Source organism: Brachybacterium sp. HMSC06H03, assembly GCF_001807385.1.
In the GTDB taxonomy this organism is placed as follows: Bacteria; Actinomycetota; Actinomycetes; order Actinomycetales; family Dermabacteraceae; genus Brachybacterium; species Brachybacterium conglomeratum.
The window spans coordinates 40,550-61,507 of record NZ_KV788636.1 but is presented as its reverse complement, the minus strand read 5'-3'; the positions used below and the strand labels follow the sequence as shown (position 1 = coordinate 61,507).

Below are 20,958 nucleotides of genomic sequence, written 5' to 3'. Positions count from 1 at the left end.
GGCGGGGGAGCGGGACGCGGCGGCGCGGGCAAGTCGGCCCGCCGGCGCAGCGCCTTCACCCCGCCCAAGCAGGTCCGACTGCGCGATGACGAGGGCACGCGCCTGCCCGCGGCGGACGGCGAGGAGGCCGAGGTCCACCGCGAGGACGGCGAGCGGCTGCAGAAGGTCCTCGCCCGCGCCGGCTTCGGCTCCCGCCGCGCCTGCGAGGCGCTGATCTCCTCCGGACGGGTCCGCGTGGACGGCGCCGTCGTGCACGAGCAGGGCGTGCGCATCGACCCCGCGACCCAGGTGGTCCACGTCGACGGGCGCCGGCTCCAGCTCGACGACGCGAAGCTGACCGTCGTGCTGAACAAGCCCCGCCGCGTCGTCTCCGCGATGAGCGACCCGGAGGGCCGCCGCGACCTCACCGAGTTCACCGCCGCCTACTCCCAGCGTCTCTACCACGTGGGCCGTCTGGACTACGAGACCGAGGGGCTGCTGCTCCTGACCAACGACGGCGAGCTCGCCCACCGCCTGACCCACCCCAGCTTCGAGGTCGACAAGACCTACGTCTGCCGCTTCGACGCGCCGGGCGGCCCGCCGCGCGGGCTCGTGAAGGCGCTGCGGGAGGGCGTCGAGCTCGAGGACGGCCCGGCCCGCGCCGACCGCGCCCGGGTGCTCGCCCAGGACGGCCGCGAGGCCGTGGTCGAGGTGACCCTGCACGAGGGGCGCAACCGGATCGTGCGCCGCATGTTCGCCTCCCAGGGCTTCGAGCTCACCGCGCTGGTCCGCACGCGGATCGGCCCCGTGCTGCTCGGCGAGCTCGCCCCGGGCGAGACGCGCGAGCTCACCGATCGCGAGCTCGGCACCCTGATGGCGGAGGTCGGGCTGTGAGGACCCTCGTCCCCTCGCCCGTGCGGATCATCGGCACCGGGCTGATCGGCGGCTCCCTCGGCATGGCGCTGCGCCGCGCCGGGGTGCAGGTCCAGGTCGAGGATGTCTCCCCGGGCACCGCCGCCCTCGCGGTCGAGCTCGGCGTGGGGGAGCTGCCCGCCGCCGGGGACCGCCACCCGGAGCTCGTGCTCGTCGCCGCACCGCCCGACGTCGCCGCGTCCCTCATCGACGGGGCGCTGCGCCGCTGGCCGGACGCGCTGGTCGCCGATGTCGCGAGCGTGAAGACCACCGTGCTCGAGGGCCTGCGCCGCCTCGCCCGGCCCGAGGACCTGCCGCGCTACGTCGGCGCCCACCCGATGGCGGGGCGCGAGGTCTCCGGCGTGATCGCCGCCCGCGCCGACCTGTTCCAGGGCCGGCCCTTCGTCGTCGTCCCCCACGAGGAGACGCTCCCCGACGCGGTCAGCGTGATGAAGGGCCTGGCGACGGAGATCGGCTCCGTGCCGATCGTGCTGGACGCCGCGGCGCACGACACCGCCGTCGCGCACGTCTCCCATGTGCCGCAGGTGATCTCGAGCCTGCTGGCCACGACCCTGCTGGAGCCCTCCGAGCAGGCGCTGGGCCTGGCCGGGCAGGGGCTGCGGGACACGACCCGGATCGCGGACTCCGATCCGCGGCTCTGGGTCGAGATCCTCGGCGCGAACGCCGGCGCCGTCGGCGAGGTGCTCTCCTCCGTCGCCGACCGCCTGGAGGCGGTGCGCGGGGCGCTCGCGACCCTCGAGGGGGACCCCGGCCCCGGCACCGGGTCCCGACGCGCCCTGGCCGACCTGATCGCCGAGGGCAATCGCGGCGTGCGCCGCATCCCGGGCAAGCACGGCGGGGCGACCGACGCCTTCACGACCCTCGTGGTGCTGGTGCCGGACAGGCCCGGCGAGCTCGCGCGCCTGCTCACCGAGATCGGGCAGATCGGCGTGAACCTCGAGGACCTCCGCCTCGAGCACGAGCTGGGACGCGAGGTCGGCCTCGCCCACGTCGCGATCGACGCCGCCCGTGAGGACCTGCTCACGCGGGAGCTCGCGGTGCGCGGCTGGAGGGTCGCAGGGGCCTGAGCGCCCCGTATCCTTCTGGAATGCACACCAGCGCGCCGCACGACCCCGCCGAGGGCATCACCATCGCGATCGACGGTCCGGCCGGCTCCGGGAAGTCGACCGTCTCCCGCCTCGTCGCCGAGGCGCTGGACGGAGGCTTCCTCGACACCGGCGCGATGTACCGGGCGATCGCCTGGGCCTGCCTCGAGGACGGCGTCGACCTCGCCGACCGCGAGGCCGTCGCCCGCGTCGCCGAGGAGATCGACCTCGACCTCGGCACCGACCCGGCCGGGGCCACCGTGGTCGTCGCCGGCACCGACATCACCGCCGCGATCCGCGAGCAGCGCATCTCCCAGCAGGTCTCGGCCGTCGCGACCAACACCCTGGTGCGCCCGATCCTCCAGCGCCGCCAGCGCGAGGTGCTCTTCTCCACCGCCGCCGAGCGCGGCTTCTGCGTCGCCGAGGGCCGTGACACCACCACCGTCGTCGCCCCCGACGCCCGGGTGCGGGTGCTGCTGACCGCCTCGGACGAGGAGCGGATGCGCCGCCGCGCCGCGGAGCTCGGCCTCGAGGACACCGAGGAGACGCGCGAGCGCATGGCTGACCAGGTGCTGCGCCGCGACCGCGACGACTCCTCCGTCTCCGAGTTCCTCACCGCCGCCGAGGGCGTCGAGCAGATCGACACCACCGGCCTCGGCGTCGAGGACGTCGTCGAGAAGGTGCTGATGCTGGTCGCGGCTGCGGAGGCCGCCGACGAGACCGCCGAGCACGGCCCGGCCGAACCCGCCCCCGCCGCGCCCGTCGTGGTCGAGGCAGGGGCCGACGGCCCGAGCGACGAGGACATCGAGGCGGCGCTGCGCGCGGGCCTGTCCGACTACGAGCTCGACGAGGAGGATCTCGCCCTGCTCGGCGGCGGCGAGGAGGCGCAGCTGCAGCCCGAGGCGCGGCGGAACCTGCCCGTCGTCGCCGTGGTCGGCCGCCCCAACGTCGGCAAGTCCACACTTGTCAACCGCATCCTCGGCCGCCGCGAGGCCGTCGTCGAGGACCGTCCCGGCGTGACCCGCGACCGCGTCTTCTACGAGGCGGAGTGGTCCGGCAAGGACTTCTGGCTCGTGGACACCGGCGGCTGGGAGGACAGGGTCCAGGGCATCGCCTATCGCGTCGCGGAGCAGGCCGAGGTCGCCGTCTCCCTCGCGGACGTGGTCATGTTCGTCGTCGATGCGAACGTCGGCATCACCACCACCGACGAGCAGCTGCTGAAGGTGCTGCGCAAGGCGCGGGTGCCGCTGGTGCTGGTCGCCAACAAGGTCGACGACCAGCGCGGCGAGCTCGAGGCCGCGGCGCTGTGGAACCTCGGCCTCGGCGAGCCCTACCCGGTCTCCGCCCTGCACGGCCGTGGCTCCGGCGACCTGCTGGACGCGGTCGTCGCCGCCATGCCGGAGGAGGGCCGGGGAGCGCCGGTCGACCACGGCCCGCGGCGCGTGGCCCTCGTCGGCCGCCCCAACGTCGGGAAGTCCTCGCTGCTGAACCGGCTCGCGAAGGAGCAGCGCGTCGTCGTCGACGACCTCGCCGGCACCACCCGCGACCCCGTGGACGAGAAGATCGTCCTCGGCGGCAAGGAGTGGACCTTCGTGGACACCGCGGGGATCCGTCGCCGCATCGCGCAGTCCCAGGGCGCGGACTACTACGCCTCGCTGCGCACGCATGCGGCGCTGGACCGCGCCGAGGTCGCCGTCGTGCTGCTGGAGGCCAACGAGCCGATCTCCACCCAGGACCTCAAGATCATCGACATGGTCCTGGAGTCCGGGCGCGCCCTCGTGCTCGCCTTCAACAAGTGGGACCTGCTGGACGAGGAGCGGCACAAGGCGCTGGAGCGGGAGATCGAGCGGGACCTCGGCCACGTCGCCTGGGCACCTCGCGTGAACATCTCCGCAGCCACCGGCCGCCACTCCGAGAAGCTCGTGCCGGCGCTCGAGAAGGCGCTCGAGTCCTGGGATCGTCGCATTCCGACGGGCCGGCTCAACGCCTTCCTGGGCCAGCTCGTCGCCGCGCACCCCCATCCGCTGCGCGGAGGGAAGCAGTCCCGGATCCTCTTCGCGACGCAGGCCCGCACCCGTCCGCCGCGGTTCGTGGTCTTCGCCAGCGGCTTCCTCGAGCACGGCTACCGCCGCTTCATCGAGCGACGGCTGCGGGAGGACTTCGAGTTCACCGGCTCCCCGATCGTCATCGGGGTGCGGATCCGCGAGAAGCGCCGCCGCTGAGCGGCCCCGTCGAGCGGCGCCGTCGACGCCCCGTTCCCGCTGCGGCGGGGACGGGGCGCTGTCGTCGAAGGGGCCTGCGCCGAGTGCTCCGGGGCTAAGCGCGCCGAGATGCAGGACACCGCCGGCGGCACGTATCGTGGCGCCCATGAGCAACACCGGTGACGACGGCTCCTGGACCCCGCAGCACGACCCCTTCGCCCCGCAGGACCCCTCCGGGCAGCAGGCGCCCGGCGCAGGCCAGGACCCCTACGCCGCGCCGAGCGGCGGCCAGGATCCGTGGGCGCAGCCCCCGGCGGAGCAGCCCGCGCCGGGACAGGGCGCGCAGGACCCCTTCGCCGCCCCCGCGGCGCAGGACTCGTTCGGACAGGCCGCCGCACAGGAGGCCTACGGCCAGCAGGATCCGTACGGCCAGCCGGGCGGCTCCGGCGACACCTCGCCCTACGGCCAGGCCTCCCCGTACGGACCGGGCACTCCCTATAACGCCCCCGCGGGCGCCCAGGGCTTCCCTCAGGACGGCGCGCAGGGCGCCGCCCACGCCGCCCAGCCGGGTGCGGCGCCCGTGCAGGGCGAGGCGCAGAGCCGCGTGCTCGTCGGGGTCCTGGGAATCTTCTTCGGCGCCTTCGGCGTGCACCGCTTCCTCATGGGGTACACCGCCATCGGCCTGGTGCAGGTCCTGGTCACCGTGCTCAGCTGCTTCACGCTGTCCCCGATCACGACCATCTGGGGTCTCGTCGAGGGCATCATGGTCCTCGCCAAGTCCCCCTCCTTCGAGCGGGACGCCCATGGCCGCCCGCTGAGGGACTGATCCCACCCTTCCCGGAAGGACGCCCATGACGCTTTCGCCCGCTCCCGATCGCGGCTCGATCCAGACCAGCGCGATCTTGCTGATCGTGCTCGGCTTCCTGTGCGGAGGGTGGATCCCCACGATCTTCGGGATCATCGCCCTGGTGCAGATGGAGTCCGACCCCCGCTCCGCGCGCACCATGAACAAGGTGGGCTGGATCGTCTTCTGCGTGATCGTGGGGCTCGTGATCCTCGGGATCCTCGCCTACTTCGTGTTCGGCATCGCGATCCTGGGGATCTTCGGGATCGCCGCGAGCACCGGCTGAACCCGGGAACCGTCCCCGCCGCCGTCGTCCGCCGCGCCGCGGCCGCACCCCGCCGACCCCTTCCAGGAGGAGCATCATCGCCACCCCGCACTTCGTCCTCTCGCTGCGCGAGAGGATCGGCAACGAGCTGCTGTGGATGCCGGGCGTCACGGCCGTCGTGCTGAACCCCGCACGCACCCGCCTGCTCGTGGTGCGCCGCGCCGACGACGGCCGCTGGACCCCGGTCACCGGGATCGTCGACCCGGGGGAGGAGCCCGCCCGCGCCGCCGAGCGCGAGGTCGCCGAGGAGGCGGGCATCGCGTGCACCGCCCTGCGCCTGCTGGACATGCGCGCCCTGCCGGAGATCACCTACCCCAACGGGGACCGCGCCCAGTACCTCGACATCTGCTTCCTGTGCGAGGCCGACGACTCCCAGCGGCCCTTCCCGGCCGACGGGGAGAACACCGAGGCGCTCTGGTGCCCCGTCGAGGACCTGCCGCCGATGAACGACCGCTTCCGCGAGCAGCTCGCCCTCGCCCTCGAGGACCGGGCCGAGGCGAGGTTCCGCCGATGAGCACGGGAAACCCCCTCCCCGGCACGCGGGTGCGTATCCCGCTGACCGACCGGCCGGGAGACCACGCCGTGGTGCGGGTGATCGCCGCACCGCGCCGGGACCTCGCCCGCGCGGGACGGCTCAGCGAGGCGCTGCGCCCCTTCGCCGAGGCGCTGCTGGTCGACGTCCACGTGGGCGAGAAGCTCCTGCTGCCCGGCGCCTGGGTGCAGCACGAGGTGCTGCGGCGGGGCGAGCCCCTCGCGCCCGTCCCGGTCGCCGCCGCGGACCTGCGCCCGCCGGCCGTCATCGCCGGTACCCCCGAGCGGGCGGAGCTGCACTGGGGTGAGACGGTGTGGCCGCTCGACCTCGGCGGAGCGGTCGCGATCCCCGAGGCGGCCCGCGCCGACCCCCATCCGCTCTCCCGCCTGCGACGGCTGCTGCTGGTCGCCGCCGGACGCCGCGCGGAGATCGCGCTGACCCTCTGGCAGGCGCCCGACTTCGAGATCCCCTGGCAGGACGTGCGCCTCCTCCCGCGCGCCGCGTCCTGGTTCGAGCTCGCACAGGTCCCGGCCGGGATGCGCTACGCCGACGCGGAGCGCGCGCAGGGCGTCGGCCGCGCCCGCGGCTGAGGGCACCGCCGGGGAGGACGGGACAGGGGAGGGGACGACGCAGGACGTGCGACGCGCCGGGGCGCACCGTCTTCCCGGCGTGACGGGTCTCACCCGCTACTCTCAGGGCCTGAGAGACGTCGACGAGGAGGTCTTCGTGGCCCCGACCCCTTCCCCACGGACAGGCACCGACCGCCGATCCTTCCTGCGCTTCACCGCGGGTGCCGCCGCCCTGCTGCCGCTGGCCTCGCTGGCCGGCTGCTCCGGAGGAGGGCGTGACGCGGGCACCCTGCGCATCGCCTTCCAGCAGTTCGGCTCCAACACGATCAAGCAGGAGTGGATCGAGCGCGCCGCGGAGACGTTCTCCGCGCAGAACCCGGAGCTGGTGATCGACCTGGTGCCGATCGTCGCCTCGGAGAACGACTACTTCACCAAGAACGAGCTGCTGATGAGCTCCCCGAGGACCAGCCCGGACCTCGTCTACGAGGACTCGTTCATCCTCCTGTCCGACGTCGGGGCCGGATACCTCCAGCCCATGACCGACCTGGTCGAGGGCTGGGACCACTGGGACGACATCGCCGAGGCGTCCAAGCTCGCCGTCACCGGCGAGGACGGGGAGGTCTACGGGGTGCCGATCACCACCGACACCCGTGCGATCTGGTTCCACCGCGAGGTGTTCGAGCAGGCGGGCCTGCCCACCGACTGGCAGCCCACCTCCTGGGAGGACATCCTCGAGGCGGCCCGCGCGATCAAGGACTCGGGCTCCGAGGCGATCCCGTTCTTCATGTTCGCCGGCACCCCGCAGGGCGAGAAGGCCTCGATGCAGGGCTTCGAGATGCTGCTGTACGGCACGGGCGACGGCACCGGCCTGTACGACGAGGACACGAAGAAGTGGGTGCTGGGCTCGCAGGGGTTCATCGACTCCCTCGCCTTCCTCAAGACCGTGGTGGACGAGGAGCTGACCGCCTCCCTCGGCCAGCTGCTGGACCCCAACATCTCCGAGCAGATCTACACCTCTCTGCTGCCCGACGCGAAGCTCGGCATGCTGATCGACGGCTCCTGGATCTCGCAGAACTGGACCGAGACCGCCGGCCGGCCCTGGCCCGAATGGCCCGAGGTGGTGGGGCTCGCGGACATGCCCACCCAGGACGGCGGCGGCACCGGCACCGTCACCCTCGCCGGCGGCTGGGGCCTGTCCATCCCGCAGTACGTCACCGACCGCGAGACGGCCTTCCGCTTCCTCGAGACGCTGGTCTCCACCGAGACCCTCGTGGACTACGCGATCGCGGACAACCACATCACCGTCCGCAACGACGTCGCCGAGGTCGAGGAGTACCTCAGCTACTCCCCGGCGGTCGAGTACTTCACGAACCTGCTGGACACCGCTTACTACCGGCCGGCGCTGTCCGCCTATCCGGAGGTCTCCTCCGCGCTCCAGGAGGCGATGGAGGCCGTGCTCACCGGGAGCGATCCCGAGGCGGCGGCCGCCGCCTACGACGCGACGGTGCGCGACATCGTCGGCCCCGAGAACGTGCAGGAGGCCCAGGGATGACCGCGACCGACACCACCCCCCGCCCCGCCGCAGGGGCCGGCGCCCCGCGCCGCGGGGGCCGACGCACCCGGCTCGGGGACGGACTCTCGCCGATGCGCGCCGTGCCGATGCTCCCGGCCGCGCTGCTGCTGCTCGGCTTCATGCTCGGCCCGATCCTGTACTCGCTCTACCTCGCCTTCACCGACAGCGCGATCCGCGGCGACGGCGCCTCCGACACGAGCTTCGTCGGCGTCCAGAACTTCACCGACGCCTTCGCCGACGGCGACTTCTGGAACTCGGTCGTCCTCACCCTGGTCTTCACGCTGATCTCCGCAGTGCTCGGACAGAACCTGCTCGGCATGGGCCTGGCCCTGCTGATGGAGCGCTCGCACCGGCTGGTCACCTTCGCGGTCACCTCGATCGTGATCGCCGCGTGGATCCTTCCCGAGGTGGTCGCCGGATACCTGCTCTACACCTTCTTCGCCGACGCCGGCAGCCTGAACACCCTGCTCACCTCGATCGGCCTGCCCGGGCAGGAGCTGCTGTTCAGCGCCCCGATCATCGCGGTCTCCTTCGCGAACATCTGGCGCGGCGCGGCGTTCTCGATGCTGGTCTACTCCGCGGCGCTGAGCTCCGTCCCCGGGGACGTGTACGAGTCCGCGGCGCTGGACGGCGCCGGGCCCGTGCGCCGCTTCGTCTCGGTGACCGTGCCGCTGCTGCGGCCCGCGATCGCGACGAACCTGATGCTGACCACCCTGCAGACCCTGTCGGTCTTCGGACTGATCTTCATCATGACCGGCGGCGGCCCCGCCCGGCAGAGCCAGACCCTGCCGCTGTACATGTACGAGCAGGCATTCTCCTACGGACAGCTCGGCTACGGCACCGCCGTCGCCCTGCTGCTCCTGCTGATCGGGGCGCTCGCCTCGATCGCCTACCTGCGCCTGCTGCCCGAGGAGGACAAGCGATGACCGCCGCTCCCACGACCACGACCGCCCCCGCGGGCGGTGCGTCGGCCGCTCGTCCCGCACCCCGGAAGGGGCGCTCCCGCGCCGCCGGCACGAAGCTCGCCAGCAACCTCGTCATGGCCGCGATCGGCATCGCGTTCCTGGTGCCGCTGCTGTGGGTGGTGCTGGCCTCCTTCGACACCGAGGCCTCGCTGTCGGTGGCCTGGCCGCAGCGGTGGAGCCTGGACAACTACACGGCGATCTGGAACGAGGAGACGACCTTCCGGCCGCTGGGGAACTCGCTGATCCTGTGCGGCGGCGCGACGGTCCTCACCATGGTCTCCGCGGTGCTGTGCGCCTACCCGCTCTCCCGCTACCGCTTCCGCGCCAAGCGCCCGCTGCTGCTGACGATCATCTTCTCGACCGGCCTGCCGATCACCGCGATCATGATCCCGGTCTACTCGATGTTCGTGCAGGTCAACCTCATCGACTCGATGGGCGGCGCGATCCTGTTCCTCGGGGCGAGCTCCCTGCCCTACGCCATCTTCCTCACCAAGGGGTTCATGGACGGGGTTCCGCTGGAGATCGAGGAGTCCGCGTGGACCGAGGGGGCGGGGGTGCTGCGCACCCTGTGGTCGGTGGTGTTGCCGCTGATGCGCTCGGGCCTGTCGGTGGCGACGATCTTCACCTTCGTCTCCATGTGGGGGAACTTCTTCGTCCCCTTCATGCTGCTGCTCAGCCCGGACAAGCTCCCCGCCGCGGTGACGCTGTACACCTTCTCCTCCCAGTACGGGCAGGTCGCCTACGGCCAGCTCGCCGCGTTCTCGATCTTCTACTCGCTGCCGGTGGTGGTGCTGTACCTGTTCCTGGGCCGGAACCTCGGGCAGGGCTTCGCCGCCGCGGGCGGCGTGAAGGGCTGAGCCGGCCCGGTCCGGGACCGACCGGGCGTTCGGGCCCTCGGCGGCCCGGGCCGGTGGTGGGTAGCGTGGACGTGCCGCATCCGTCCCACCGACCCAGGAGGCCCCCGTGACCGATCAGGACCCGCGCCAGGACCGCGTGCGCTCCCGAGTGGCTGAGCGCGCCGAGCAGCTCTCGACCTCCGGCGGCGAGCCGGCCTTCTCCCCGCAGGACCAGGAGCCGCCCGGACTGACGGGACCGATGAGCCCCGTGCCCGATCACGGCGAGCGCAGCTACGTCGGACACGCACGACTCGAGGGGATGGCCGCCCTGATCACCGGGGGCGATTCGGGCATCGGCCGGGCCGTCGCGATCGCCTACGCCCGCGAGGGCGCCGACGTGGCGATCGCCTACCTCCCCGAGGAGCAGGAGGACGCGGAGGAGACCCGGCGGTGGATCGAGGACGCCGGACGCCGTGCCCTGCTGCTGCCCGGCGATCTCCGCGACGAGGAGCATGCGCGCTCTATCGTTCGTCGAACTGTCGAGGAGCTCGGCCGTCTCGACGTGCTCGTGAACAACGCGGCCTTCCAGTGGGGCAGGGCCGAGCCGAAGGGCCTGGAGGGGATCGCCTCAGAACGGCTGCACCGCACCCTCACCACGAACCTCGAGGTGCTGTTCTGGCTCACCCAGGAGGCGGCCCCGCACCTCCGACCCGGAGCCAGCGTCATCAACTCCTCCTCGATCCAGAGCTACGACCCGTCCGTGCCGCTCATGGACTACGCCGCGACCAAGGCCGCGATCAACAACCTGACCGTCAACCTCGCTGCGGATCTCGGCCCCCGCGGCATCCGCGTCAACGCCGTCGCCCCCGGGCCGATCTGGACCCCGCTGAACGTCGCGACCCGCGTCCCGGACGATTACGTCGCCTTCGGGGCGAACACGCCCCTGGGCCGTGCAGGGCAGCCCGCCGAGTGCGCAGGGGCATACGTGTTCCTGGCCAGCCCCGAGGAGGCGAGCTATGTCTCCGGCACCGTGCTCGGCGTCACCGGGGGCCGCCCCGTGTTCTGAGCGGCGCGCCGTGCTTGACGGGGAGCCTCCCCGCCTGTGAGGGTCGTCACACCGGGCCGCATCGGACCGAGAGGCGGCCTTCGCTCTCGGCCCGGACGGGGAGGTCGGGCCGCCTCCTGAGCAGGAAGAGGTCTCCCATGGACACCGCCGCCTTCGAGAACCACGAATCCGAGATCCGCGGCTACTGCCGCAACTACCCGACCGTCTTCGCCTCCGCCTCCGGGGCGCGCCAGGTGGACGAGGAGGGCCGCAGCTACATCGACTTCTTCGCCGGGGCCGGGGTGCTGAACTTCGGCCACAACCATCCCGCGATGAAGAAGGCGCTGATCGAGTTCCTCGAGGCCGACGGGGTCGCGCACTCGCTCGACACCTACACCACCACCAAGCGCGACTTCGTCGAGCGCTTCCACGAGGTGGTCCTCGCGCCCCGCGGCATGGACCACCGCCTGCAGTTCATGGGGCCGACGGGCTCGAACGCCGTGGAGGCCGCGATGAAGCTCGCCCGCGCCGCCACCGGCCGGCGCGAGGTCGTCGCCTTCAGCCACGGCTTCCACGGCATGACCCTGGGCTCCCTCGCCGCGACCGCGAACGACGCCTTCCGCCGCTGGGCCGGGGTGCCGCTGGAGAACATCCTGCGCCTGCCCTTCGAGGCCGCGCCCGGCGGGGTCACGGCGCTGGCCGAGTACGCCGCGGCGCTGAAGGACCCCTCCAGCGGGCTGCTGCCCCCGGCCGCCTTCCTCGTCGAGGTCGTGCAGGCCGAGGGCGGGGTCAACGTCGCGAGCCCCGACTGGCTCCACCAGGTCCAGGACCTCGCCCGCGAGCACGGGGCGCTCTTCATCATCGACGACATCCAGGCGGGGATCGGCCGCACCGGCAGCTACTTCTCGTTCGACGGGATGGGCCTGGACCCCGACATCATCACCCTGGCCAAGGGCCTCGGCGGATTCGGCACCCCTATCGCGATGAACCTCAACAAGCCCGAGGTGGACCGGCACTGGAGCCCCGGGGCCCACACCGGCACCTTCCGCGGCCAGGGCCTCTCCTTCGTCGCCGGGAAGGTGGCGCTGGACTTCTTCACCGACGACGCGTTCCTCGAGGGGGTCCTCGAGAAGGGCGAGCAGATGCGCGCCCGCCTCCAGGCGATCGCCGACGCCCACCCGGACCGCGGCTGGGAGGTGCGCGGACGCGGCATGATGCAGGCCCTGGACACCGGCGACGGGGCCCTGAACGCGCGCCTGCAGCGGGAGTGCTTCGACCGCGGCCTGCTGTTCGGCCCCTGCGGCAGCGGCGGGCGGGTGATCAAGCTGATCCCGCCGCTGATCATCGAGCCGGACGACCTCGCCGAGGGCCTGGACATCCTCGAGGCGGCGATCGCCGCCGCGCTGGAGGAGGCGTGATGCGCCGCCGCGAGGACATGACCTTCGCCCCGGAGGAATACGGGCGGAGGGTCCGGGAGCTGCGGGAGCGGATGGCGGCCCGGGAGCTGGACGCGGTGATCATCAGCGACCCCGAGAATCTGATGTACCTCACCGACCACCAGACCACCGGGTACTCCTTCTTCCAGGCCCTGATCGTGCCGCTGGAGGCTGAGCCGGTGATGATCACGCGCGCGCTCGAGGAGTCCAACGTCGTCTCCCGCACCTGGCTCGAGCACTCCCGCGCCTATCCCGACTCGGGCGACGCGATCCTCGAGCTGGTCTCCACCCTGCGGGACCTGCGCCTGGCGGACTCCCGGGTGGGCTACGAGCGCAACAGCTACTACTTCCCCGCCCACCAGCAGGACCGCTTCCACGACGCCTTCGGCGAGGGCCTCGTGGACTGCTTCGGCATCGTCGAGGAGGGGCGGATCCGCAAGTCCCCGGCGGAGATCGAGGTGATGCAGCTGGCCGCCTACGCGGGAGAGGCCGGCATGGCCGCCGGCCTGCACACCGCCATGTCCGGCGCCACCGAGAACGAGGTCGCTGCCGCGATCGCCTCGGCGATGTTCCGCGCGGGCGGGGAGTTCCCGGCGGTGATGCCCTATGTCGCCTCCGGCCCCCGCTCGATGATCGGCCACTCCACCTGGGAGGGGCGCATGATCCGCCCCGGGGAGCACGTCTTCCTCGAGGTGGGCGGCTGCTACCGCCGCTATCACGCTGCGATGATGCGCACCGTCGTCAACGGCGCGCTCTCGGACTCGATGCGCTCCGCGCAGGACCTCATGAAGCACACCCTGGCCGAGCTGCGCTCGCTCATGAGGCCGGGGGTGACGGTCTCCGAGGTGGACCGGCTGACCCGACGAATGATCGAGAGCAACGACGTCGGCGCGAGCCTCGCCACCCGCGCAGGCTACTCGATCGGCATCGCCTTCCCGCCCTCCTGGGACGAGGGGTACATCCTCTCCCTCCTCGAGGGCGACGAGCGGCCGCTCGAGGAGGGGATGACATTCCACCTCATCCCCTGGATGTGGGGCGTCGACGGGGACAAGACCGTCGGGATCTCCGACACCGTCCGGATCACCGCCGACGGCTGCGCCTCCTTCCTCACGCTCACGGAGGACTTCACCGTCCACGAGAGCTCCGCCCGATCCTTCCCGGCCGCGGCCGGCACGCCCCGCCCCTGAGAGGAGCAGCACCGTGACCACGCAGAGCACACAGGCCTCGCCCCGGAGGGCGCTCACCGCCGTCGACCCCTCGACCGGCGCCGTCGTCCGCGAGGTGCCCGCCGCCACGCCCGCACAGATCGACGCCGTCCTCGACCGCGCCCGCAGCTCCTTCCTCGCCTGGCGCGAGACCTCCTTCGAGGAGCGGGCCGCGCTGCTGGAGGCCGTCGCCGCCCACCTGCGCGGGCACGTCGAGGAGCTCGCGCCGCTGATGACCGAGGAGATGGGCAAGCCGATCGGCGAGGCCCGCGGCGAGGTGGCCAAGGCGGCATGGGCGGCCGAGCACTACGCCGCCCACGGCGCCGACTATCTCGCCGACGAGCACATCGCCTCCGATGCGAGCTCCTCCTACGTCCAGCACCTGCCGCTGGGGACCGTGCTGGGGGTGCTGCCGTGGAACGCCCCGTTCTGGCTCGCCTTCCGCTTCGCCGCCCCCGCGCTCATGGCGGGGAACACGGCGGTGATGAAGCACGATCCCCACGTCCCCGGCTGCGCGGCCGCGGTCGAGGAGGCGTTCCGCGCCGTCGGCGCCCCGGAGGGGGTGTTCCAGACCCTCCACGCCGCGACCGCCGACGTCGAGCAGGTGATCCGCGACCCGCGCATCCAGGCGGTGTCCTTCACCGGCTCGGACCGGGCCGGCGCCGTCGTCGCCTCGATCGCGGCGAGCGAGATCAAGCCCGCCGTGCTCGAGCTCGGCGGCTCGGACCCTTGCCTCGTCCTGGCGGATGCCGACCTCGAGGAGGCCGCGCGGGTCGCCGCGCTCTCCCGCATCATCAACGCCGGCCAGTCCTGCATCGCCGCGAAGCGGGTCATCGTCGAGCGGCCCGTCCACGACCGCTTCGTCGAGCTGCTCGCCGCGCAGCTCGCGGCGCTCGTCGTCGGCGACCCGCGCGAGGAGACCACGCAGGTGGGCCCGATCGCCCGCGCCGAGCTGCGGGAGAACCTCCACCGCCAGGTCACCACCTCCGTCGAGGCGGGGGCGGAGCTCGTCCTGGGCGGCGAGATGCCGACGGGGGAGGGCTTCTTTTATCCCGTCACGCTGCTGACCGGGGTCGAGGCCGGGATGAGCGCCTGCACCGAGGAGACCTTCGGCCCGGTCGCCTCTGTGATGGTCGCCGAGGACGCCGAGCACGCCCTCTCCCTCGCCAACGACACCCCGTACGGGCTCGGCGCGAGCATCTGGACCGAGACCTCCCGCGGCGAGGCGATGGCGCGTCGGATCGAGGCGGGGCAGGTGAGCGTCAACGGGATCGTCAAGACCGATCCGCGCCTGCCCTCCGGCGGCATCAAGCGCTCCGGCTACGGGCGGGAGCTCGGCCCGCACGGGATCCGGGAGTTCGTCAACGCCCAGCAGGTCTGGGTGGGGCCGGCCCGGGGCTGAGGGACCTGGACGACGAAGGGGCCGCACCGCTCGCGCGGTGCGGCCCCTTCAGGATGTCACGTGCGGCGGATCCCGTCGTGCTCTGCGGTGCGGCGGGAGATCCGTGCCGCGCCGCTCAGCGGAAGACGATGGTGCGCGAGCCGTCCAGCAGGACCCGGCGCTGCGCGAACAGTCCCACGGCCTCGCGCAGGGTGCGCACCTCGGTGTCCTGACCGATCGCCATGAGCTCCTGCGGGGAGCGGGTGTGGTCCACGCGGATGACCTCCTGCTCGATGATCGGGCCCTCGTCGAGGTCGTCGGTGACGAAGTGGGCGGTCGCCCCGATCTGCTTCACGCCGCGGGCGTAGGCCTGGCGGTACGGGTTCGCGCCCTTGAACCCGGGCAGGAAGGAGTGGTGGATGTTGATGCAGCGCCCGGAGAGCTCGGCGCTCAGCTCGGGGGAGAGGATCTGCATGTAGCGGGCCAGGACCACGAGCTCGATGTCGTGCTCGACGACCGCCTCGCGCACCCGGTCCTCGAAGGCCGCCTTCTCCTCGGCGGAGGTCACGGGACGGTGCTCGAAGGGGACGCCGTGGAACTCGGCGTACCGGGCCGGGGTGTCGTGGTTCGCGATCACGAGCGGCACCTCGATCGGGAGGTTGCCGATCGAGGTCTGGAACAGCAGGTCGTTCAGGCAGTGGGTCGACTTCGAGGTGAGCACGAGGGTGCGCACAGGGCGACCCACCTCGTCGATCTCCGCCTCGATCCCGAAGCTCTCGATCGGTGCGGCGAGCGCGGCGCGCACCTCGTCCAGGGACGCGTCGGTGAGGATCTCTACGCGCATGTAGAAGCGGTGGGAGTCGCCGCTCTCGAACTGGCGGCTCTCGACGATGTTGCCGCCGGCCTCGACGATCGCTCCGGTGATCGCGTGCACGATGCCGGGGCGGTCCTCGCACACGAAGGTCATCACGTAGCGGCGGGCAGAGGAGGGGGAGGGATGCGCTGAGGTCATGGCCCGAGTGTAGGAGAGCGCTGCGGGGAGTGCGGCGCACGGGTCCGCCACGGCGAGCGGCACCGGGTGGATAGGCGGGTCAGCGCATCGACGAGGACCGGACGGGCGAGCATGGCAATGCTGCGCGCCGCGACGATGCACGACGCCGCCGCCGACACGGCCGGCATGCTCGCGGGCGTGGGACTCGGGCTGCTCGCCGGAGTGACCTACGCGCTCTACTCCTGGAGCGCGCACCGCCTGATGGGCCACGGGATCGGCCGCGCCGCCGCGATGGGCTCGGTCTTCGGTCTCGGTGGACTGGCGCTCCTGCCCGTGCTCGCGCTCACCGGCGCCCCGCTGCTCGCCTCCCCGCAGGCGTTCACCGTCGGCGCTTACATGGCGCTCGTGCCGATGTTCCTCGGCTACGTGCTGTTCGGCCTCGGCCTGACCCGGATCTCCGCGAGCACGGCGACGACCCTCACCCTCGCCGAGCCGGCGGTCGCCGCCGTGCTGGCCGTGATCGTCGTCGGGGAGAGGCTGCCGCTGCTCGGCTGGCTCGGGATCGCCGGGATCGGGCTCTCGCTGCTGGTCCTCGCCCTCGCACCCTCGCGACGGGAGGTCGAGCCCCCGGCGGTGCCCGACGTCGTGACCACCGCATGACACCCGGCGCCCCGAGGGCCGGACATGATGAAGGCCGCCGACCGGTGTTCCCACTGGTCGGCGGCCTTCTCTCGGTCGGGCTGACAGGATTTGAACCTGCGACCCCTTGACCCCCAGTCAAGTGCGCTACCAAGCTGCGCCACAGCCCGAGACCCTCCGTCACCGGAGGACCGAGGAATACAGTACCCCGCTCCGAGCGCTGGAGCGAATCGAGAGGGGCGTGACCTGCGGCACCCGTGGCGTAGCGCGGATCTGCGGCACCCATGGGATAGACGCGCCGGGCGGTGGTCGTCGGGCGCGTCGGTCTCGCCCAGCTCCTACACTCCAGGCATGGCTGAGCGACGGATGCGACGGGGGGAGGAGCGCGCGACTCCCCACGGCGAGACCCCGTACTCGCCGACCTCCCTCCTGCGCGCGCTGACCGCGGACCCCTACTCGGTCGACCCGCTGCGGGAGGACGAGCATCCGCTGGAGTCGGCCACGCCGCCCGACAACCGCCGCATGCGCGCCGTCACCCTGCTGCTGGCCGTGCTGCTCGGCTTCGCGGTCGCCGTCTCCGTGGTCGACCTGCGGCAGGAGGCCGCCGGCGCTGACAGCCCCCGCGCCCTGCTCGAGGAGGAGGTGCGCGAGGTGCGCGCCGAGACCGACCTGCTCGAGGATCGCCGCACACTCCTCGAGCAGCAGATCCTCGAGGCGCAGGAAGAGGTCCTCGACACCGCCGACGGCAGCTCCGCGGAGCGGATCGGCGAGTACGAGCGCGCGGGCTACGGCGTGTCGCTGACCGGCCCGGGCGTGCAGCTGACCCTCGACGACTCCGCCCCGCTGCCCTCCCGCCCCGGCGCGGGCCCGGGCACCGTGAACCGGGTGACCGACGGCGACCTGCAGATCGCCGTGAACGGCCTCTGGGCCGCCGGTGCCGAGGCGATCTCCGTCAACGGCCAGCGCGTCACCGAGACCACCGCGATCCGCACCGCCGGCTCGGCGGTGCTCGTCGACTTCCGCCCGCTCTCCCCGCCCTACGAGATCACCGCGCTCGGCGATCCCGAGCAGCTGCGCGCCGGGGTCGAGGAGGCGGAGACGGGCGAGTACCTCTCCGAGATCTCGACCCGCTACGGCATCGGCCTGACCTGGACGACGGGGGAGGAGCTCTCCACCCCCGCCCGCGCCCAGGGCACCCTGCGCGAGGCCTCCGTGCTCGAGAACCCCGCCGGGTCCGCGCCCGCGGACGTCCGCGACCCGACCCCCGACAGCGCCGCCGAGAGCGGCGAGGACCAGGAGGACACCCCGTGATCGCCATCCTCGGCCTGGTGGTGGGCATCGTGCTGGGCGTCGTCGTCCAGCCCGACGTCCCCGCCGGCCTGCAGCCCTATCTCCCGATCGCCGTGGTGGCGGCGCTGGACACCCTCGCGGGCGGTCTGCGTGCGAGCCTCGACGGCGCCTTCGACGCCCACGTGTTCATCACCTCGTTCCTGTTCAACGTGCTGATCGCCGCGTTCCTGGTGTTCCTGGGGGACCAGCTCGGGGTCGGCTCCCAGCTCTCCACCGCCGTGATCGTCGTGCTCGGCATCCGGATCTTCTCCAACGCGGCCGCCATCCGGCGGCTCCTGTTCCGGTCATGAGCGACGGCACCCGCACCCCGACCAGCCGGGACCAGCAGCGGATCGTGTGGCACAGGCTGAAGGACACCCTCCGGCCGCAGGCCACCGTCACCCAGGTGATCGTGGGACTGCTGTGCCTGCTGCTCGGCGTGTCGATCGCCGCGCAGATGGGCCGCAACGACGAATCCCTCGAGGGGGCGACGCAGCAGGAGCTGGTGCGCCTGCTGGACGAGTCCGGCCGCCACGCCTCGGACCTCGAGCTCGAGAATGCCGAGCTCGAGCGCACCCTGGAGACCCTCCGCTCGGGGCGCGAGGGCGACATCGCCGCGCAGGACGCTGCCGAGCAGCGGCTCGCCGACCTCGAGATCCTGGCCGGCACCGCCCCCGCCCAGGGACGCGGGATCGTCGTCTCGATCGCGGACCCGGGGCAGGGCGTGCGCGCCTCGACCCTGCTGGGCGTGCTGCAGGAGCTGCGCAACGCCGGCGCCGAGGTGGTGCAGATAGGCGACGTGCGCGTGGTCGCCTCCACCTCGATCACCACCGCGCCCGACGGGGGGCTGCTCGTGGACGGCCGGCCGATCCGTGCGCCCTACAAGCTGAAGGCGATCGGCGATCCCGCCGTGATGGAGCCCGCGCTGCGGATCCCCGGCGGCGCGGCCGACTCGGTCTCGGGCGACGGCGGGACGCTCTCCGCGGCCGCCGAGGACGAGGTCCGGATCGAGGCGACCGTGGACCTCAGCGCCCCCGAGCACTCCCGGGTGGTCAAGTGATCGTCAAATCCTGACGTGCTGGAGGGAAGGAACCCCCGGTGGGCGCCATGGACGTGCGAGAATGGACCAGCGGCGGCCTGCACCGCCACGACGCAGGGTCGCAGCAGGACAGGAAGGGGTGTGAGGTGTCAGGGAACACCGAGTGGAACGACGCCAATCTCGACCACACGTCGAAGCTGAGCGCGATCTCGCCCAGCGACCCCCTCGAGGACGCCGAGCCCGGCCTGTCCTCGCAGGATCGTCGGGCGATCGAGAACCTCCCCCCGCGCAGTGCGCTGCTGATCGTGCGGAAGGGCCCGAACCTCGGCGCCCGCTTCCTGCTGGACTCCGAGACCACGGTCGCGGGGCGCCACCCCAAGAGCGAGATCTTCCTCGACGACGTCACGGTCTCGCGCAAGCATGCAGCTTTCGTGCGTGACGGAGACGGCTTCCTGGTGCGCGACCTCGGCTCGCTCAACGGCACCTACGTGGGCAAGGACCGCGTCGACGAGGCGCGGCTCCACGTCGGCCAGGACGTGCAGATCGGCAAGTACCGCCTGACGTACCACCCGTTCCCCGGGACGGTCTGACCCGATGCCGGCCGCCGCCTCGCGCAGGCCGGGCTCCACCGCCGCCGCACGCATGAGCATCGGCCAGGTGCTCGAGATGCTGCGGGACGAGTTCCCCGACCTCGCCCATTCCAAGCTCCACTACCTGGAGTCCGAGGGCCTCATCGCACCCGCACGCACCCCCGCCGGCTATCGCAAGTACAGCCGCGAGGACGTGGACCGACTGCGGTTCGTGCTGCGCGCGCAGCGGGACCGGTTCTGGCCGCTGAAGGTCATCAAGGAGCATCTGCTCGAGCACGGCGTCGACTCCGAGGTCACCTCGATCGCCTCCCGGCCCGGCCCCAGCTCCACCCTCCAGCCGGTGCGGCTGGACCGGCGCGGCCTCGCCCGCGAGGCGGGGGTGGAGGAGGACTTCCTCGTCGAGCTGGAGCAGTACGGCTTCCTGACGGACGACGTGCTCTTCTACGGCACCACCGAGCTCGAGATCGTCACCGCGGCCCGCGACCTCGCCGACGAGGGCCTGCACCCGCGCCACCTGGTGATGCTGCGCACCGCCGCCGAGCGGGAGGCGCACATGATCCGCTCCGTGGTCCGGCCTCGCTCCCGGGCGGGGGACGCCGCGGCGCGCGGCGAGGCGGAGGACTTCGCCCGCGACCTCGGCGAGTCGATGATCACCCTGCACGGCGCGATGCTGCGCACGAAGCTGCGGGAGGTCTGAGCGCACCGGGCTCCTGGCACCTCACCCGTCACCTCTCCGTGACCTTCGCGCGGCGCGTTGGTACCGGAGAGGGGGAACTTCGCGCTACTCTGGGCGGGCGCTCTCATCCTTCCCCCTCTGAGAGCCGGAACCCGGAGGTAGACGTGAACGCCACCCGAGGCGATGATCGCACTGAGCAGTCCACCGTCCCCGCGGAGCCCGCCCAGGGCGTGCTCTTCGACGACGTGGTGGACACCCCTGGCGAGCTCGGCTATCGCGGCCCCGCCGCGTGCAAGGCCGCCGGCATCACCTATCGCCAGCTGGACTACTGGGCCCGCACCGGCCTGGTCGAGCCCGGCGTGCGCGCGGCCCACGGCTCCGGCAGCCAGCGCCTCTACGGCTTTCGCGACATCCTCGTGCTCAAGGTGGTCAAGCGCCTGCTCGACACGGGCGTGTCCCTCCAGCAGATCCGCATCGCAGTCGCAGCTCTTCGTGAGCGCGGCATCGACGACCTCGCCGGCATCACCCTGATGAGCGACGGCGCCTCCGTCTACGAGTGCACCTCCGCCGAGGACGTCTTCGACCTGGTCCAGGGCGGCCAGGGCGTGTTCGGCATCGCCGTCGGCCGCGTGTGGCGCGAGGTCGAGAACGACCTCGCCGTGCTGCCCGGCGTCGACCCGGCCGACGACGCGGCGCTCGCCCTCCAGGACGAGCTCGCGGCGCGCCGCCGCTCCCGCCAGGCCGGCTGAGCGCCGCCCGCACCACCACCGACGAGAACGGCGGGG

Annotated in this window: 22 protein-coding genes and 1 tRNA gene; 21 read left to right on the top strand and 2 right to left on the bottom strand. The window is 72.5% G+C overall.

What is annotated here, in order from left to right; all coding sequences use genetic code 11:
* The 14 genes from HMPREF3159_RS00535 to HMPREF3159_RS00470 form a co-directional block, all read left to right on the top strand.
* Positions 1-873: pseudouridine synthase (locus HMPREF3159_RS00535; protein WP_246821385.1), on the top strand; the 873-nt coding region annotated here is incomplete at its 5' end.
* A complete protein-coding gene (locus tag HMPREF3159_RS00530) occupies positions 870-1,979 on the top strand; it encodes a prephenate dehydrogenase (protein WP_070499065.1) in 1,110 nt (369 codons plus the stop codon). The genes HMPREF3159_RS00535 and HMPREF3159_RS00530, both read left to right, overlap by 4 nt.
* A gap of 20 nt (positions 1,980-1,999) precedes the next feature.
* Positions 2,000-4,219 (top strand): bifunctional cytidylate kinase/GTPase Der, encoded by a 2,220-nt coding sequence (gene der, locus HMPREF3159_RS00525; RefSeq protein WP_070499064.1) that lies wholly within the window; start codon positions 2,000-2,002, stop codon positions 4,217-4,219.
* 145 nt (positions 4,220-4,364) lie between these two features.
* Positions 4,365-5,024 carry a TM2 domain-containing protein gene (locus HMPREF3159_RS00520; protein ID WP_070499063.1) on the top strand — a complete coding sequence of 220 codons (660 nt, stop codon included), beginning with the start codon at positions 4,365-4,367 and terminating at the stop codon, positions 5,022-5,024.
* Positions 5,025-5,049: 25 nt separating this feature from the next.
* Positions 5,050-5,328 carry a PLDc N-terminal domain-containing protein gene (locus tag HMPREF3159_RS00515; protein WP_070499062.1) on the top strand — a complete coding sequence of 93 codons (279 nt, stop codon included), beginning with the start codon at positions 5,050-5,052 and terminating at the stop codon, positions 5,326-5,328.
* Positions 5,329-5,464: 136 nt separating this feature from the next.
* A complete protein-coding gene (locus HMPREF3159_RS00510; protein ID WP_082358564.1) occupies positions 5,465-5,881 on the top strand; it encodes an NUDIX domain-containing protein in 417 nt (138 codons plus the stop codon).
* Positions 5,878-6,489 carry a hypothetical protein gene (locus HMPREF3159_RS00505; protein ID WP_010551509.1) on the top strand — a complete coding sequence of 204 codons (612 nt, stop codon included), beginning with the start codon at positions 5,878-5,880 and terminating at the stop codon, positions 6,487-6,489. Before HMPREF3159_RS00510 ends, HMPREF3159_RS00505 begins: the two co-directional genes overlap by 4 nt.
* 136 nt (positions 6,490-6,625) lie before the next feature.
* A complete protein-coding gene (locus HMPREF3159_RS00500) occupies positions 6,626-8,020 on the top strand; it encodes an extracellular solute-binding protein (protein WP_070499072.1) in 1,395 nt (464 codons plus the stop codon).
* Positions 8,017-8,967: a carbohydrate ABC transporter permease gene (locus HMPREF3159_RS00495; protein WP_070499060.1), complete on the top strand. Its 951-nt coding sequence runs from the start codon at positions 8,017-8,019 to the stop codon at positions 8,965-8,967. Before HMPREF3159_RS00500 ends, HMPREF3159_RS00495 begins: the two co-directional genes overlap by 4 nt.
* Positions 8,964-9,863: a carbohydrate ABC transporter permease gene (locus HMPREF3159_RS00490; RefSeq protein ID WP_070499059.1), complete on the top strand. Its 900-nt coding sequence runs from the start codon at positions 8,964-8,966 to the stop codon at positions 9,861-9,863. The genes HMPREF3159_RS00495 and HMPREF3159_RS00490 overlap by 4 nt, the downstream gene beginning before the upstream one ends.
* A 106-nt stretch (positions 9,864-9,969) precedes the next feature.
* Entirely contained in the window at positions 9,970-10,908 is a 939-nt protein-coding gene (locus HMPREF3159_RS00485; RefSeq protein WP_070499058.1) for an SDR family oxidoreductase, read from the top strand.
* 137 nt (positions 10,909-11,045) lie between these two features.
* A complete protein-coding gene (locus HMPREF3159_RS00480; RefSeq protein WP_070499057.1) occupies positions 11,046-12,305 on the top strand; it encodes an aspartate aminotransferase family protein in 1,260 nt (419 codons plus the stop codon).
* Positions 12,305-13,510, top strand: a complete 1,206-nt coding sequence (doeA, locus tag HMPREF3159_RS00475; RefSeq protein WP_070499056.1) for an ectoine hydrolase — start codon at positions 12,305-12,307, stop codon at positions 13,508-13,510. The genes HMPREF3159_RS00480 and doeA overlap by 1 nt, the downstream gene beginning before the upstream one ends.
* 13 nt (positions 13,511-13,523) lie before the next feature.
* Positions 13,524-14,930 (top strand): NAD-dependent succinate-semialdehyde dehydrogenase, encoded by a 1,407-nt coding sequence (locus tag HMPREF3159_RS00470; RefSeq protein WP_070499055.1) that lies wholly within the window; start codon positions 13,524-13,526, stop codon positions 14,928-14,930.
* A 115-nt stretch (positions 14,931-15,045) separates the two neighbouring features.
* Here the strand turns inward: HMPREF3159_RS00470 and HMPREF3159_RS00465 are convergent, their stop codons facing one another.
* Entirely contained in the window at positions 15,046-15,921 is an 876-nt protein-coding gene (locus tag HMPREF3159_RS00465; protein WP_070499071.1) for a formyltetrahydrofolate deformylase, read from the bottom strand.
* 111 nt (positions 15,922-16,032) lie between these two features.
* Between HMPREF3159_RS00465 and HMPREF3159_RS00460 the strand changes: the two genes are divergently transcribed.
* Positions 16,033-16,560 carry an EamA family transporter gene (locus tag HMPREF3159_RS00460; RefSeq protein WP_070499054.1) on the top strand — a complete coding sequence of 176 codons (528 nt, stop codon included), beginning with the start codon at positions 16,033-16,035 and terminating at the stop codon, positions 16,558-16,560.
* Between the two features lie 75 nt (positions 16,561-16,635).
* On the opposite strand, the gene HMPREF3159_RS00455 is transcribed toward HMPREF3159_RS00460, so the two are convergent.
* Positions 16,636-16,709, bottom strand: a tRNA-Pro gene (locus HMPREF3159_RS00455).
* Positions 16,710-16,890: 181 nt separating this feature from the next.
* Between HMPREF3159_RS00455 and HMPREF3159_RS00450 the strand changes: the two genes are divergently transcribed.
* From HMPREF3159_RS00450 to HMPREF3159_RS00425, 6 genes are all read left to right on the top strand, one after another.
* Positions 16,891-17,850 (top strand): DUF881 domain-containing protein, encoded by a 960-nt coding sequence (locus HMPREF3159_RS00450; RefSeq protein ID WP_083305721.1) that lies wholly within the window; start codon positions 16,891-16,893, stop codon positions 17,848-17,850.
* Positions 17,847-18,179, top strand: coding sequence for a small basic family protein (locus tag HMPREF3159_RS00445; protein ID WP_010551520.1), 333 nt, complete (start codon positions 17,847-17,849; stop codon positions 18,177-18,179). The genes HMPREF3159_RS00450 and HMPREF3159_RS00445 overlap by 4 nt, the downstream gene beginning before the upstream one ends.
* Positions 18,176-18,928: a DUF881 domain-containing protein gene (locus HMPREF3159_RS00440; RefSeq protein WP_070499052.1), complete on the top strand. Its 753-nt coding sequence runs from the start codon at positions 18,176-18,178 to the stop codon at positions 18,926-18,928. The genes HMPREF3159_RS00445 and HMPREF3159_RS00440 overlap by 4 nt, the downstream gene beginning before the upstream one ends.
* A 125-nt stretch (positions 18,929-19,053) precedes the next feature.
* Entirely contained in the window at positions 19,054-19,497 is a 444-nt protein-coding gene (locus HMPREF3159_RS00435) for an FHA domain-containing protein (RefSeq protein WP_070499070.1), read from the top strand.
* A gap of 52 nt (positions 19,498-19,549) precedes the next feature.
* The gene (locus HMPREF3159_RS00430) at positions 19,550-20,194 is read left to right on the top strand and encodes a transcriptional regulator FtsR (protein ID WP_246821381.1); all 645 of its coding nucleotides are present in this window, start codon (positions 19,550-19,552) and stop codon (positions 20,192-20,194) included.
* A 143-nt stretch (positions 20,195-20,337) separates the two neighbouring features.
* Positions 20,338-20,922, top strand: a complete 585-nt coding sequence (locus HMPREF3159_RS00425; protein WP_010551524.1) for a MerR family transcriptional regulator — start codon at positions 20,338-20,340, stop codon at positions 20,920-20,922.
* Positions 20,923-20,958 lie beyond the last annotated feature (36 nt).